Consider the following 13,733-nt stretch of genomic DNA (forward strand, 5'->3'; position numbering starts at 1 on the left):
CATCACCCCGAGGTGAGAGATGGATCTACGCTACGTCAGGTACGCGATGGCGATCGCGCGCGCCGGCAGCCTGCGCCGGGCCGCGGCCGCGCTGCACATCGCGCAGCCCACGCTGTCGGAACAGCTCAGGGCGCTGGAGAAGGAGGTCGGCGTCGAGCTGTTCAGCCGCTCGTCCAGCGGCGTACGCCTCACCGAGGCCGGCGAGGCGTTCCTGGCCCGTGCCACGGTCGCGCTCGACGCGTACGAGCGGGCCGTGACCGCCGCCAGGAGCAAGGGACGCACGGCCCGGCTGGGCGTGGCCGACGGGCTGGCCGACGTGGCCGCCCGCCTGCTGTGCCAGCTCCAGAACGTGCCGGTGCGGATCGCGCCGATGAGCACGGCCGAGCAGATGATCTCCATCGCCGACGGCACGCTCCAGGCCGGCCTCGGCTACGCTCCCGGCTCGCTGCCCAGGGGCGTGGCCCGCATGCTCGTCCACCGCTTCCCCGTACGCGCGTTGCTCCCCCGCGACCACCCCCTGGCCGCGCACGAGACGTTGTCGCTGGCGGACCTGGCGGCCGAGCCGCTGATCATGCCGGAGTCCGACGCGGTCGCCGGGGCCCGGCGGTTCCTGGAGGGGTTCGTCCGGCATCGCCTGCATCCCCGGCTCGGCCCGGCCGCCGCCACCCATGACCTGGTCATCGACATGGTGGGCGCGGGAGTCGGCTACACCCTGTGCGTGCACGAGGGCATCACCGTCCCGGACGAGCTCGCGTTCGTGCCGATCAAGGAGGACGTGCCGCCGCTGGAGGTGGTCTTCCTCTGGAACCGGCAGGCCGACGTCCAGGAGGTGGTGAGCGCGGCCCGCCATGTCGCCCGCTCTGGATAGCGCTATTATCTATCGATGCGCATCTCAGAACTGAGCGCCCGTTCGGGTGTCGCCATCCCCACGATCAAGTACTACCTCCGTGAGGGCATGCTGCACCAAGGCGAGCAGACCGCCGCGACCCGCGCCGAGTACGACGACTCCCACCTGCGCAGGCTCCGCCTGATCCGGGCCCTCCTGGAGGTGGGCAGGCTCCCCGTGGCCGCCATCAAGACGGTCATCGCCGCCGTCGAGGACGAGACGCTCCCCATGCACCACATGCTGGGGATCGCGCACTACGCGCTCGGCCCGGTCGTCGAGCCCGAGCAGGACGAGGAGTGGCGGACCGCGCGGGCCGAGGTGGACCACCTGCTCGGCGAGCTCGGCTGGACCGTCGCCGAGGACGCCCCCACCCGCGACGAACTGGCCCAGACGCTGGTCCGGATGCGCCAGCTCGGCCTGCACGTGGACCTCGCGCCGTACGTCGAGGCCGTCGGGAAGCTGGTGACCGAGGTCGAGATGGACACCATCCCCTTCGACGGGCCGCGCGACGCGGCGGTGGAGGCCCTGGTGCTCGGCACGGTGTTGTACGGCAAGGCGTTCGACACGCTGCGCCGGATGGCCCAGGAGTCGGAGTCGGCCCGCCGGCTGGGGCCGCGCTAGCGGTCAGAGCAGGCCGTTCCCGCGCAGGATCTGGACCGCCCGCACGGTGGCCGCCCCCCGCCATTCGAGCGCGCCGGCGGGCGAGATCCGGGCGTAGTCCACGACCCAGCCGCCGTCGTCCTGCTGCGTCCCGGCCAGCCGTTCGAGGTCCGCGGCGATCACCTCGGGCGCGAACAGCTCACGCGCCGGCCGCCCCGGGTACGGCGCGAAGTCGAGGGGGTGCAGCCGCTCCTCCTCGGTGCCGCCCTCCACGGGTACCCGCCCGTCGTCCGGGATGTCGGCCGCCAGCCGCCTGAGCAGCCCGGCGGCCTCGGGGTGCGTGTCGTGGACGGCGTCCAGGAAGCGCACGGCGAAGGAGAGCACGTACGCGTGCGGCCGTTCCTCCAGCGCTTCGATCGCGTCGAGGCAGTAACGGGTGGCCCGCTCCAGCCACGGGTGCGCGGCCACGGCCGGGTCGTGGGCGGCCACGCCGAGGGCCGCCGCCGCGGAGATGGCCGTGATCTGGAGGGACGAGGTGGTCGTGGCCGCGCCCGCCCACCAGGGCGCGGTGCCGTCGGCCAGGGAGAGCGGCAGCGCGAACGGCAACCCGCCGTCGGGCAGCGTGACCGACTCCAACCAGTCGCACAGCGCGACGGCCTGCGGCGCGGTCTCGGGGGCGATCTCCTCCAGCACCTCGAAGGCGTGCAGCGCCGCGCCCGGCTGGCTCTCCGGCGCGCGCAGGTCGGGCTCCAGGCCCCAGCCGTAACCGCCGTCGGGGTTGCGGTAGGCGTCGAGGGCGTCGAGCACCGGGGCCGGGCCGGTCTCCCCCAGGAGCAGGTGGAAGCGGCGCCGGTCCAGGATCCGGGCGTGCGTGGCCATGAAGCCGGCGACCGCCTGAAGGTTCACGTTCATGTGGCCATCGTGCCCGGACGGCGGCCGTCAGGTCTTGTACGGATCGGACGCCCTCAGCCGGTGACGCCCACCGGCCGTTTCAGCAGCCACAACGCGGCCCGCTGGAGCAGCGTGCGATGGATCTCGTTGTCATAGGACCTGGTGTCGTGCCCCAGCGCGTCGTAGACCACCCGGCCGCGGCGCACCGGACGCGCCCAGACGAGCGGCTGGCCGTGGGAGGAGGCCAGCGGCCGTACGTCCGGCAGCACGTCGAGGTCGCTGTAGACCTCGTCCACCACGTCGAAGTCGCGCAGGCCCTCCACGATCGGGTGCGCGTCGCCGTGCACCCGCACGCCGGTCCAGCCGAGGGGCGGATGGGAGGACTTGAGCCAGCTCCAGCGCCCGCCGAGGACGCGCGGCCAGCCCTGCCAGTCGTCGAAGCAGATGGCGGCCGTGTGCATGCACAGCAGGCCGCCACCCCGGTCGAGGTGGTCGAGGAGCGTGGTGCGGGCCTGTGCGGGCAGCTCGAAGCGCCGCCCGTCGCGCAGACCGGCGAAGCGGTCCTGGCCCATCTGCCAGCGCAGCGCGTTGACGGTGATGAGCTGCACCTCCGGCGCCTCGCCCAGCGCGCCCGCGATGTCCTCGGTGATCTCGGACTCGACGCCCACCTCGGCCAGCACGTCGGCGAGCACGGCCGACGTGGCGGCGAAGTCGTGGAAGAGTCCTCCTGACAGGATCAGATTTCTCGCCACGCCTCCAGCTCATCACGCCTCCCATGACATTGCCAAGCGCCGACCGGCGACCCCGGCACGCGGGCCCCCCGGCTGAGGAGGCATGATGCCGGACGTGGACTTCGAGGAATATCGGCCGATGTTGCTGGGCCTGGCCTACCGCCTGCTCGGCAGCATGTGGGACGCCGAGGACGTCGTTCAGGAGGCGTGGCTGCGGTGGGAGGGCACGGACCGCAGCGCGGTCAGGGAGCCGCGGGCGTTCCTGCTGACCGTGGTCTCGCGCCTGGCCCTCGACCAGCTCCGCTCGGCCCGGGTCAGGCGGGAGGCGTACACCGGGCCGTGGTTGCCCGAGCCGGTCGCGACGGGCGACGCGGGGCCGCTGGACACGGCCGAGCTGCGCGACACCATGTCGTACGCGACCCTGCACATGATGGAGCGGCTGTCGCCGCCCGAGCGGGCGGTGTTCGTGCTCAGGGAGGCGTTCGAGCTGCCGTACGACCAGATCGCCGAGATCGTCGGCTCGTCGGTGGCCAACGCCCGGCAGATGCACCACCGGGCCTCGACCCGGCTGTCGCAGGGCCGCGACAGGTTCAGCCCGACGAACGAGGACCACACCAGGCTGCTGACGAAGTTCATGGAGGCGGCGGGCGGCGGCGACCTCGACGCGCTGACCGACCTGCTGCACGAGGACGTCGTCCTGTGGAACGACGGCGGCGGCAAGGTCAGGGCCGCCCTGCGCCCGATCTTCGGCCGGCGCAAGGTGAGCGGCTTCATCGGCGGCCTGATCTCCCGCTACGACTTCAGCCAGGCGCGCCTCGTCGAGGTCAACGGCCGTCCGGCGCTGTGGACGCGCGTGGGGGGCCACGACCAGCTCATCGCCCTCGACGTGCGCGACGGCCGGATCCAGGAGCTCTACGGCTTGTCCAATCCGGACAAGCTGGCCCGGGTGCGGCCGAGTTGATCGGCCCGTCACTATAGTCGCCTTATGGATCTCGGCATCTCGGGCAAGGTCGCCCTGGTCACCGGTGGCAGCGCGGGCATCGGCCTGGCCGCCGCCAAGAGCCTCGCGCGCGAGGGCTGCGACGTGTGCGTCAGCGCCCGCGACCCCGAACGGCTCGCGGACGCCGTGGTGGAGCTGCAGCAGTTCGGCGGCGTGGTGCACGCCGTACTGGCCGACGTGGAGGACCCGACCGCGGCTCAGCGCGTGGTCGAGGAGACCCGCGACGTGCTCGGCCCGGTCGACATCCTGGTGGCCAACGCGGGCGGCCCTCCCACGGGCCGCTCCGACGAGGTCGACCTCAAGGACTGGGACGTCGCGGTGCAGCGCAACCTGCTCGGCACGGTCCGGCTGATCCAGGCGGTGCTGCCCGAGATGCGCTCACGCGGCTGGGGCCGGGTCGTCACCGTCACCAGCTCGTCGGTCCGCGAGGCGATCGACGGGCTCGCGCTGTCCAACGCCATGCGCCCGGCCGTCGCCGGGATCGTGCGCACGCTGGCCCGCGAGGTGGGCGGCGACGGCGTGCTGGTCAACAACGTGCTGCCGGGGCCGATCGACACCGAGCGACTGCGCGGGATGTCCGGCGGCGACGACGTCGTGGCGGCGCGCGGCCGGGCCGTGCCCGTCGGGCGCGTCGGTCAGGCCGAGGAGGTCGGGGACGTGATCGCGTTCCTGGCCAGCGAGCGGGCCTCGTACGTGAACGGGGTCTCGATGCTGGTCGACGGCGGCCACAGCCGGGTCATCGCCTGAGCACGGCGGCGACGACGCCGGCCGCCCAGTCCTCGTCCTTGTCGGGCGGGTCGACGAAGTAGGACAGGTTGGCCCGGTGGTAGCAGGCGCCCATCAGCAGGGAGGCCGCCGCGCCGGGATCGAGGCCCGGGTCGGTGCGGCCCGCGCGCCGCTCGGCGGCCAGGATCTCGGCCAGCGACAGGATCGGCATGTGGGGGCCGGTGTTCGTGGTGGCCAGCATGTGCCTGAACCTGGCCAGCAGCGAGGGGTCGGCCAGCATGCCGGAGGCGATCGTGGCGGCCCTGGTGTAGAACTCCAGCGCGGCCAGGACGAACCGGGTCAGGTCGGCCGCCAGGTCGCCCTGACCGGCGGCCAGCCGCAGCCGGGCCAGCGCGGGGGCGAGCGCGGGCATACGTTCGAGCAGCACCGCGAGGAAGAGGGCTTCCTTGCCGTCGAAGTGCTTGTAGAGCAGGGCCTCGGAGCAGCCGGCCGCCCGTGCGATGCGCTTGGTTGTCGCGCCGGAGATGCCGAACTCGCGAATGGCCTGCTCGGCGGCGTCGACGATGCGCTCGCGGGTGCTCATCGGACCATGATATGAGCGAGTGCTTCCACACCCGTGCGTGCATGACATCCTTCCCTTAGGGACCATTGGGGAGAAGGTAGGGGAATGGACAAGCCGGTCATCGTGACGGTCGACGACGATCCGGGGGTGTCCCGGGCGGTGGCCCGTGACCTCCGGCGCCGGTACGGCCAGGAGTACAGGATTGTCCGCGCCGAGACGGCCCACGACGGCATCGAGGCGGTCAAGGAGATGCGGCTGCGCGGGGACGAGGTGGCGGCGATCCTGGCCGACTACCGGATGCCCCAGATGAACGGCGTGCAGTTCCTGGAGGCCGCCATGGACATGTATCCGTACGCGCGCCGGGTGTTGCTGACCGCCTATGCCGACACCGACGCCGCGATCCAGGCGATCAACGTGGTCGACCTCGACCACTATCTGCTCAAGCCGTGGGACCCGCCGGACGAGAAGTTCTACCCGGTGATCGACGGCCAGCTCGACGCCTGGATGCGGACCGACCGTACGGCTCGTCCTGAGTTGCGCGTGGTGGGCGACCGGTGGTCGGCGCGTTCCTACCAGGTACGTGACTTCCTGGCCCGCAACCATGTGCCGTACCAGTGGATGCTGGCCGAGGACCCCGAGGGCGCGCAGCTGGTGAAGGCCGCGGGCGAGGGTTGTCACCTGCCGCTGGTCGTCACCGAGGACGGCACCACGCTGGAGTCCCCCGACCACGCCACGCTGGCCACGGCCGTCGGCCTGTCCACCACGCCGGCCACCGACTTCTACGACCTGATCGTGGTCGGCGGCGGGCCCGCGGGCCTCGGCGCGGCGGTCTACGGCGCCTCGGAGGGCCTGAAGACGGTGCTGGTCGAGGCGCACGCCTCGGGCGGCCAGGCCGGCCAGAGCTCCAGGATCGAGAACTACCTGGGCTTCCCCGACGGCGTGTCCGGGCAGCAGCTCGCCGACCGGGCCCGCCGGCAGGCGCTGAAGTTCGGGGCCGAGCTGCTGAGCGCGCGCAAGGTCACCCATCTGGAGCCGCGCGGCCAGGCGCGGGTGATCGGGTTCAAGGACGGCGGGGAGATCGCCGCCCACGCGGTCATCCTGGCCACCGGCGTCACCTACCGCCGGCTGGAGGCGCCCGGCCTCGACGAGTTCGTCGGCAGGGGCGTCTTCTACGGCGCCGCGCTGACCGAGGCGCCCGCGTGCAAGGACAACGAGGTCTACATCGTCGGCGCGGCCAATTCGGCGGGGCAGGCGGCCGTCTACCTGGCGGGATTCGCGAGCAAGGTCCATTTGTTGGTGAGGAGTGATGGTTTGGAGAAGTCCATGTCCCACTACCTCATCGAGCAGATCCACGCGCTCGGCAACATCGAGGTCCACCTCCTGACCGAGGTCGTCGCCGGCGCCGGTGACAGCCACCTCGAACGCATCACGTTGTCGACCAAGGGCGAGGAGCGCACGGTCGACGCCCAGTACCTGTTCGTGTTCATCGGGGCCGAGCCGTACACGTCGTGGCTGGGCGAGACGATCGAGCGGGACGCGAAGGGGTTCGTGCTGACCGGGCCCGACCTGGTGCAGGGCGGGCGGCGGCCGCGCAACTGGACGCTGCGCCGCGAGCCCTACTACCTGGAGACCAACGTGCCGGGCGTGATGGCCGCCGGAGACGTACGGGCCGAGTCGATCAAGAGGGTGGCCTCGGCCGTCGGTGAGGGCGCGATGGCCGTCGCGCTGGTGCATCGTTACCTGGAGAAGCAATGACCGAGACCGCCGTCGACATCGACGAACTACGCAAGCTCTTCCTGTTCGAGCGGCTGACCGACGAGCAGCTCACCAAACTCGCCACCAGCGGCCGGGTACGCGCCTTCGCCCAGGACGAGGACATCGTCCGGCAGGGCGAGCCGGCCGAGTGCTTCGCCGTGCTGCTGGAGGGCGAGGTGCAGATGATCAACGAGACGGTCAGCGCCGGCACCGTCGCCATGCCGCGCGCCTCCCAGCCGGGCGTCTACGGCGGCGCCACCTCGGCGTACCTGGGCGACCGGGCGCCGGAGACGTACCAGCACACGTTGCGCGCGACCGCGCCCTCGCGGATCTTCCTGCTGCCGGCCAAGAAGTTCGCCTACATCGTGGCCGAGTGGTTCCCGATGGCGATGCACCTGCTCGACGGCATGATGTCGGGCGGGCGCATGCAGCGGGAGATCATCGACCGGCGGCAGCGGCTGACCGCGCTCGGCACGATCACGGCCGGGCTCACGCACGAGCTCAACAACCCGGCCGCGGCGGCCGTGCGCGCGGTGAGCGAGCTGCGCTCGCTGATCAAGGCGTCCCGCATCCAGCTCGCCCAGCTCGCCGAGGACGGCATCCCGCCGGAGAAGCTGCGCACGCTGATCGAGGCGCAGGAGGCGTGCACGAGCAACCTGGGCAACCAGCCGCAGCGCTCGCCGCTGGAGATCTCCGACGCCGAGGACGAGCTGGGCGACGCGCTTGAGGAGGTCGGCGTCGAGGACGCGTGGGAGCTGGCCCCCGCGCTGGTCAACGCCGGGTTCAGCGCCGAGTACCTGCAGAAGATCCGCGGCAAGGTGGGCGAGGAGCACACCCCGGCCGCGCTCCACTGGCTGGCCGAGGCCATCGAGATCTCGCAGATGCTGAACGAGGTCACCGAGGCCACCGAGCGCATCACTTCGCTGATCCGCTCGGCCAAGCAGTACTCGCAGATGGACCGCGCGCCGTTCCAGATGATCGACGTGCACGACCTGCTCGACAGCACGATCGCCATCTTCCGCGGCAAGATCGCGCCGGGCGTCAGCGTGGTCACCGACTACGACCGCACGCTGCCGCTCATCCCCTGCTACGCCGGCGAGCTCAACCAGGTGTGGACGAACCTCATCCACAACGCGCTCGACGCCATGGGCGACGAGGGCACCCTGACCGTACGCACGGCCCACGACGAGGACGAGGCCATCATCGAGATCGGCGACACCGGCCCCGGCGTGCCCGACGCGATCAAGGACCGGATCTTCGAGCCGTTCTTCACCACCAAGAGCGTCGGTGAGGGCACCGGCCTCGGCCTGGACATCTCCTACCGCATCGTGGCCGGACGGCACGGCGGCGAGATCAAGGTGCGTTCGGTGCCGGGCGAGACGTGGTTCGAGGTACGCCTCCCGCTGCGCGAGCCGGTCGCACAGCAGTGAGCCCCGCGGCGCGGGTCACCAGACGTGGTCCCGCGCCGCGTCGAGTGCCGTCAGCACGGCTCCCTGCAACACCGCGTTGCCCTCGACCCGGGTGGCCCTGACCTCGGTGGGCGCGGGCGACAGGTCCCGCAGCCGGGCGGCGACCTGCTCGGCCAGTTCGTCGCCGCCCTCGTGGCCCACGGCCCCGCCGAGCACCACCAGGCCGGGGTCGAGCAGGGTGACGAAGGCGAAGGCGCCCTTGGCGACCCGGCGCACCCACTCCTCGCGCCGGGTCTCGGCCTGGAGCAGCAGGCAGAGCGCCGTGCCCTCCACCTCCAGGAAGCCGATCTCCCCCGCCCCGCCGGACGCGCCGCGGCGCAGCCGTCCGCCGAGGACGACCGCGGCGCCGAGGCCGTCGTCCAGCCAGAGCAGTACGAAGTCGTCGCTGCCCTGGGCCGCGCCGGTACGCAGTTCGGCCACGGCGGCCAGATTGACCTCGTTCTCCAGGACGACCGGCACGCCCAGCCGCTCGCGTACGGCGCTCACCAGGCCGGGCCGCCACCCGGGCACGTCGTTGGCCACCGTCAGCTCGCCGTCCTTGGGCTTGACCAGGCCGGGCGCGCCGATGACCACGTTGTCGAGCGGGCGGCCCGCGGCGGCCTCGGCGACCGCCGCCTCGATCAGGCCGACCAGGTCGCCGGCGATCTCGCGGACAGCCGAGCCGACCACGCGGCCGGTCAGGTCGGCGACCGTGACGTGGATCGCGGTGCGCCGCAGGTCGACCCCGGCCACGTGGGCCCGGCCGGCGACCAGCGCGTAGAGGCGGGCGTTGGGGCCGCGGCGGTCCTCGCCGCATTCGCCTGCCTCCTCGATGAGGCCGCCGCCCTTGAGCCGTTCGATCAGGTCGGAGACGGTGGGCCGGGACAGGCCGGTCAGCTCGCGCAACTGCGGGGCGGTCAGCGGACCGTGCTCCAGCAGCAGGTCGAGGGCGAGCCGATCGTTGATCGCACGGGCCATGGACGGGGTCGCGGTCTTCACGCCGCCCATAATAGTCAGGAAGCCTCCCTGATAGGTCTTTTCATCAGGAAGGTTGCCTGATAGTTTCCCGCTCATGAATCATCACCGCGCCATCGCGGCCGTCTTCGCCGCGCACGGCGCCGTCGCCGGCAGCCTGGCCACCCGGATCCCGTGGATCCAGGAGCACGTCCACCTCAGCGCGGGCCTGCTCGGGTTCGCGCTGCTCTGCCCGTCGATCGGGGCGTTCGTCGGGATGCCGCTGGCCAGCCGGCTGGCCCACCGGTACGGCAGCCGGGCCAGCACGCGCCTGCTGCTCGCGTTGTGGTGCGCCGGCCTCGCCCTGCCCGCGCTCGCCCCCGCCCCCGTGTGGCTGTTCGCCACCTTCCTGCTGTACGGCGCGACGGCGGGCATGTGCGACGTCGTCATGAACGCCCACGGCGTCACGCTCGAACGACACCTGAACAAGCCGATCATCTCCGGCCTGCACGGCATGTGGGCCGTCGGGAGCCTGGCGGCGGGCGGCCTCGGCACCCTGGCCGCGCAGGCGGGCGTCGACGCCCGCCTGCACCTCGGGGCCGTCGCGGCCACGCTGATGGTCCTGGGCGCGATCGCCGGGCGCGGCCTGCTGCCCGACGGCCCGCAGGCCGCCGACGCGCCCGCGCCGCGCCGGTTCGCGCTGCCCGGGCGCGGCATCCTGGCCATCGGGCTGGTCGGCTTCTGCGGCACGTTCGCCGAGGGGGCCAGCTCGAACTGGGCGGCGGTCTACCTCACCAACGTGGCCGACGCCGGGCCCGGGGTCGCCGCCGCCGGATACACGATCTTCATGCTCTGCATGGCCGGGGCCCGGCTCGCGGGCGACCGGGTGGTACGGGTGACCGGTCCCGCGCGGGCGGTGCGGACCGGCGGGCTCGTGGCGGTCGCGGGCGGCGTGCTGGTGGTCCTGGCCCGTACGCCGGCGCTGGGCATCACCGGGTTCGCGCTGGTCGGGCTGGGAGTGGCGATCATCGTACCGCTGGTGTTCGCGGCGGCGGGGCGGGCGGGGCGTACGCCGGGCGAGGGGGTCGCGGGGGTCGCGACGATCACGTACCTGTCGGGGCTGACCGCACCGGCGGTGACCGGATGGGTGGCCGACAGCGTGTCGTACCCGGCGGCGTTCGCGCTGATCACGGGGATCCTGGTGGCGCTCACCCTGCTCGCGCCGGTGTTGCGGCAGCGCGAGACCGCGCCCGAGAGGGTCCTGGAGCGGCATCCGGCGTGATACGCTCCCAAGCGAGCGCTTGGTTTATCAGCTGAGAGGCCGCCGCATGAAGTTCTCGACCTTCCACCTCTTCCACCGCTTCGACGGGCAGAGCTTCAAGGACGTCTACGACTACCATCTGGAGCTCATCGAGCTGGCCGAGGAGCTGGGCTTCAACGGGGTACGGCTGGCCGAGCACCACTTCCGCGACTACGGCGTCGTGCCCAACCTGTTCACCATGCTCGCCCACGCCGCCGCCCGCACCTCCCGGATCAGGCTCGGCACCGGCATCGTGGTGTTGCCGCTGCACAACCCGATCCACGTGGCCGAGGAGGCCGCGCAGGTGGACGTGCTCTCCGGCGGGCGGCTCGACCTGGGCATCGGCCGGGGTTACCAGAGCTACGAGTTCGAGGGCTTCGGCATCGACCTGGCCGAGGCGCGGGACCGGTTCAACGAGGCGCTGGAGGTGATCCTCGGGCTGTGGACGCGGGAGTCGTACCAGCATGAGGGGAAGTTCTACCGGACCGGCGCGGAGGTCTCGCTCGCGCCGCGCCCGCTCCAGACCCCCCATCCGCCGCTGCACGTGGCCGCCGTCTCCCCCGAGACCGTCACCATGTACGCCGAGCGCGGCCTGCCCGTCCTGGCCGATCCCGCGGCCACGTTCCGCAAGGTCGTCAAGGCGGCCGAGACCTGGCGGGAGACGGCCGCGCGGGCCGGCCACCCGGCGGGCGCGGACCTCGTGGTGGCCCGCAGCGTGTACGTCGCCCCCACCCTGGAACGGGCCCGCGAGGACCAGGCCAGGTTCGAGGCGTCGTTCGACCGCTCGCGCATCTTCAACGAGCGCAGCGCCCCCATCGACCCGAGGACCGGCAAGGCCGCCCAGGGTTTCGAGTACTACCAGGACCGCTACCTCAAGGGCGGCTCGGTCTCGCCGGACTTCCGCTGGGAGCAACTGGAGGTCATCGGCGACCCCGCCCGGGTCATCGAGCAGATCTCGTTGCTCAGGGACGCCGGCTTCACCGATCTCCTGTGCGACTTCGGCAGCACCAGGCCCATGCCGCTGGAGGACATGAAGCAGGTCATGCGTTTCTTCGCCGCCGAGGTCATGCCGGCCTTCGCCCCCGCAGGAGGATGACGATGATCCACAGCCTGACCCTGTCCGACGTCCTCGCCGACCACGCCCGCAGCCGCCCCCAGGTCACCGCCGTGGTGGACGGGGACGTGCGGCTCACCTACCCCGAGCTCGACGCCCGCGTGACGCGGCTGGCCGACGCCCTGGCCGGACGCGGGGTGGCCGCCGGTGACCGGGTGATGTGGCTCGGCCAGAACTCGTACGCGGTGCTGGAGCTGCTGCTGGCCTGCTCCCGCCTGGGCGCGGTCCTGTGCCCGGCCAACTGGCGGCAGTCACGGGACGAGCTGCGCTTCGTCCTGTCCGACCTGGCGCCCAGGGTCGTCGTCTGGGAGCCCTCCGACCAGGCCGCCGAACTGGCGGACGAGGCGACGTGGGTCCGCGCGGGCGGCGCGTACGAGGAGCTGGTCGCGGGTGGCTCGCCGAGGGAGTTCCCGCAGGTGGACGATGCCGAGCCGGTGCTCGCGCTCTACACCGCCGCCTTCGCCGGCCGGCCCTGCGCCGCCCTGCTCAGCAGCGCGGCCCTGGTCGCCCACAGCGCCACGCTGCTCGTCGTACGGCAGATGGAACCGGGCTTCACCTTCCTCAACGACGGGCCGCTCTTCCACGTCGGGACGATGATGTTCTGCCTGGCCACCCTCCAGATCGGCGGCACGAACGTGTTCACGCCCGCCTTCGACGCCGAGGAGGTCTGCCGGCTGGTCGACGCCGAACGGGTGACGCAGGCGTTCCTGTTCGGGCCGATGATCGACGCGGTCGCGGCGGCGAACGCGGGCGGCAAGTACGACCTGTCCTCGCTGCGCTTCGTCGCCCACTCCGCCGAGTGGGACGACATGATCACCGTGGACGACTCGCCCTGGTGCCGCTCGAAGATGGGCGGGTACGGGCAGACCGAGGTGGGCGGCATGCTCACCTTCCTCGGGCTGGCCGAGGGCGGGGCGGGGTTCGCGGGACGGCCGTCGCCGCTGGTCCAGGTGCGCATCCTGGATCCGGAGGGCGTGGAGGTGCCGGCGGGCGAGGTGGGCGAGATCTGCGCAAGGGGCAAGACCCTCTTTTCCGGATATTTCGCCCGGCCCGACTTAAATGAGGTGAAGTCGCGGTACGGCTGGCATCACACCGGCGACCTCGGCCGCCGCGAACCCGACGGCACCATCACCTTCATCGGCCCCCGCCTCCGCATGATCAAGTCGGGCGCCGAGAACGTCTACCCCGCCGAGGTCGAGCGGGCGCTCAAGACCCACCCGGCCGTCGCGGACGCGGCGGTGATCGGCGTGCCCGACCCCTCCTGGCACCAGGCGGTCAAGGCCGTGGTGGTGCTCAGGCCGGACGCCGCCGCTTCGGCGGAGGACCTGGTCGCGCACGTCAGAGGGGAGCTGGCGGCGTACAAGAGGCCGCGTGAGGTGGTGTTCGCCGACGCCATCCCGAAGCAGGGCTTCACCCCCGACTACGACGCCCTCGACGCCGCGTACGGCGGCGGCAACTACCCGGGCGCCTGAGCTACCAGAATTGTCGGCAGTGCTCCGGGCTTCAGCCCGGGGGTGAAGCCGACCGTCCCGCGTAGCGGGGCACGAGCAGCCGATTCGCCGCCAGGCGGACCGGCGTCCACCCGCTCAGACGGGCCGGTTCTGCTGCTCGATGTACTGGCGCAGGACACTGATCGGCGCGCCGCCCACCGAACCGGCGAAATAGGATCCCGACCACAGCTTGTTCGCCCGGTAGTAGTGGGCGGCCAGTTCGGGGAACTCCTGTCGCATCCGCCGCGAGGACACACCTTTGAGGCTGTTGACCAG

The 13,733-nt window shown here is 72.1% G+C and carries 14 protein-coding genes; 9 read left to right on the forward strand and 5 right to left on the reverse strand.

The window, feature by feature from the left end; translation table 11 throughout:
• Positions 1-19: 19 nt before the first annotated feature.
• Positions 20-868, forward strand: coding sequence for a LysR family transcriptional regulator (locus tag IEZ27_RS44660; protein ID WP_189652797.1), 849 nt, complete (start codon positions 20-22; stop codon positions 866-868).
• A gap of 15 nt (positions 869-883) precedes the next feature.
• On the forward strand, positions 884-1,507 hold the full coding sequence (locus IEZ27_RS44665; protein WP_189652798.1) for a MerR family transcriptional regulator: 624 nt from the start codon (positions 884-886) through the stop codon (positions 1,505-1,507).
• Positions 1,508-1,510: 3 nt separating this feature from the next.
• On the opposite strand, the gene IEZ27_RS44670 is transcribed toward IEZ27_RS44665, so the two are convergent.
• Both IEZ27_RS44670 and IEZ27_RS44675 read right to left on the reverse strand, forming a co-directional pair.
• A complete protein-coding gene (locus IEZ27_RS44670; RefSeq protein ID WP_189652799.1) occupies positions 1,511-2,398 on the reverse strand; it encodes a hypothetical protein in 888 nt (295 codons plus the stop codon).
• 53 nt (positions 2,399-2,451) lie between these two features.
• The gene (locus tag IEZ27_RS44675) at positions 2,452-3,129 is read right to left on the reverse strand and encodes a ThuA domain-containing protein (RefSeq protein WP_189652800.1); all 678 of its coding nucleotides are present in this window, start codon (positions 3,127-3,129) and stop codon (positions 2,452-2,454) included.
• An 82-nt stretch (positions 3,130-3,211) separates the two neighbouring features.
• Between IEZ27_RS44675 and IEZ27_RS44680 the strand changes: the two genes are divergently transcribed.
• Together IEZ27_RS44680 and IEZ27_RS44685 are read left to right on the forward strand one after the other, a co-directional pair.
• Positions 3,212-4,069, forward strand: a complete 858-nt coding sequence (locus tag IEZ27_RS44680; protein WP_229824903.1) for an RNA polymerase sigma-70 factor — start codon at positions 3,212-3,214, stop codon at positions 4,067-4,069.
• A 24-nt stretch (positions 4,070-4,093) separates the two neighbouring features.
• The gene (locus IEZ27_RS44685) at positions 4,094-4,855 is read left to right on the forward strand and encodes an SDR family oxidoreductase (protein ID WP_189652801.1); all 762 of its coding nucleotides are present in this window, start codon (positions 4,094-4,096) and stop codon (positions 4,853-4,855) included.
• On the opposite strand, the gene IEZ27_RS44690 is transcribed toward IEZ27_RS44685, so the two are convergent.
• A complete protein-coding gene (locus IEZ27_RS44690; RefSeq protein ID WP_189652802.1) occupies positions 4,845-5,417 on the reverse strand; it encodes a TetR/AcrR family transcriptional regulator in 573 nt (190 codons plus the stop codon). The two genes, IEZ27_RS44685 and IEZ27_RS44690, sit on opposite strands and share 11 nt — an antisense overlap.
• Positions 5,418-5,501: 84 nt before the next feature.
• Between IEZ27_RS44690 and IEZ27_RS44695 the strand changes: the two genes are divergently transcribed.
• Both IEZ27_RS44695 and IEZ27_RS44700 read left to right on the forward strand, forming a co-directional pair.
• Positions 5,502-7,151, forward strand: coding sequence for an FAD-dependent oxidoreductase (locus tag IEZ27_RS44695; protein WP_189652803.1), 1,650 nt, complete (start codon positions 5,502-5,504; stop codon positions 7,149-7,151).
• Positions 7,148-8,581: an ATP-binding protein gene (locus tag IEZ27_RS44700; RefSeq protein WP_125647208.1), complete on the forward strand. Its 1,434-nt coding sequence runs from the start codon at positions 7,148-7,150 to the stop codon at positions 8,579-8,581. Before IEZ27_RS44695 ends, IEZ27_RS44700 begins: the two co-directional genes overlap by 4 nt.
• Positions 8,582-8,596: 15 nt before the next feature.
• On the opposite strand, the gene IEZ27_RS44705 is transcribed toward IEZ27_RS44700, so the two are convergent.
• Positions 8,597-9,598 (reverse strand): ROK family transcriptional regulator, encoded by a 1,002-nt coding sequence (locus tag IEZ27_RS44705; RefSeq protein ID WP_229824904.1) that lies wholly within the window; start codon positions 9,596-9,598, stop codon positions 8,597-8,599.
• A gap of 73 nt (positions 9,599-9,671) precedes the next feature.
• Between IEZ27_RS44705 and IEZ27_RS44710 the strand changes: the two genes are divergently transcribed.
• The 3 genes from IEZ27_RS44710 to IEZ27_RS44720 are packed head-to-tail and all read left to right on the forward strand — an operon-like array spanning position 9,672 to position 13,439.
• Positions 9,672-10,835, forward strand: coding sequence for an MFS transporter (locus IEZ27_RS44710; protein ID WP_229824905.1), 1,164 nt, complete (start codon positions 9,672-9,674; stop codon positions 10,833-10,835).
• A gap of 46 nt (positions 10,836-10,881) precedes the next feature.
• A complete protein-coding gene (locus IEZ27_RS44715; RefSeq protein ID WP_189652805.1) occupies positions 10,882-11,949 on the forward strand; it encodes an LLM class flavin-dependent oxidoreductase in 1,068 nt (355 codons plus the stop codon).
• Positions 11,950-11,951: 2 nt separating this feature from the next.
• The gene (locus tag IEZ27_RS44720) at positions 11,952-13,439 is read left to right on the forward strand and encodes an AMP-binding protein (protein WP_189652806.1); all 1,488 of its coding nucleotides are present in this window, start codon (positions 11,952-11,954) and stop codon (positions 13,437-13,439) included.
• A 114-nt stretch (positions 13,440-13,553) separates the two neighbouring features.
• Here IEZ27_RS44720 and IEZ27_RS54500 read toward each other — a convergent pair.
• A partial coding sequence (locus IEZ27_RS54500; protein ID WP_229824906.1) for a transposase occupies positions 13,554-13,733 on the reverse strand: 180 nt, incomplete at its 5' end.

This window comes from Nonomuraea spiralis (assembly GCF_014648435.1).
Taxonomy (GTDB): domain Bacteria; phylum Actinomycetota; class Actinomycetes; order Streptosporangiales; family Streptosporangiaceae; genus Nonomuraea; species Nonomuraea spiralis.

Excerpts from the sequence above, each read along its gene's own strand:
- IEZ27_RS44665 (WP_189652798.1), top strand. The coding sequence starts at position 884 with ATGCGCATCTCAGAACTGAGCGCCCGTTCGGGTGTCGCCATCCCCACG.
- IEZ27_RS44670 (WP_189652799.1), bottom strand. The coding sequence starts at position 2,398 with ATGAACGTGAACCTTCAGGCGGTCGCCGGCTTCATGGCCACGCACGCC.
- IEZ27_RS44715 (WP_189652805.1), top strand. The coding sequence starts at position 10,882 with ATGAAGTTCTCGACCTTCCACCTCTTCCACCGCTTCGACGGGCAGAGC.
- IEZ27_RS44680 (WP_229824903.1), top strand. The coding sequence starts at position 3,212 with ATGATGCCGGACGTGGACTTCGAGGAATATCGGCCGATGTTGCTGGGC.
- IEZ27_RS44695 (WP_189652803.1), top strand. The coding sequence starts at position 5,502 with ATGGACAAGCCGGTCATCGTGACGGTCGACGACGATCCGGGGGTGTCC.
- IEZ27_RS44710 (WP_229824905.1), top strand. The coding sequence starts at position 9,672 with ATGAATCATCACCGCGCCATCGCGGCCGTCTTCGCCGCGCACGGCGCC.
- IEZ27_RS44685 (WP_189652801.1), top strand. The coding sequence starts at position 4,094 with ATGGATCTCGGCATCTCGGGCAAGGTCGCCCTGGTCACCGGTGGCAGC.
- IEZ27_RS44690 (WP_189652802.1), bottom strand. The coding sequence starts at position 5,417 with ATGAGCACCCGCGAGCGCATCGTCGACGCCGCCGAGCAGGCCATTCGC.
- IEZ27_RS44660 (WP_189652797.1), top strand. The coding sequence starts at position 20 with ATGGATCTACGCTACGTCAGGTACGCGATGGCGATCGCGCGCGCCGGC.
- IEZ27_RS44720 (WP_189652806.1), top strand. The coding sequence starts at position 11,952 with ATGATCCACAGCCTGACCCTGTCCGACGTCCTCGCCGACCACGCCCGC.
- IEZ27_RS44700 (WP_125647208.1), top strand. The coding sequence starts at position 7,148 with ATGACCGAGACCGCCGTCGACATCGACGAACTACGCAAGCTCTTCCTG.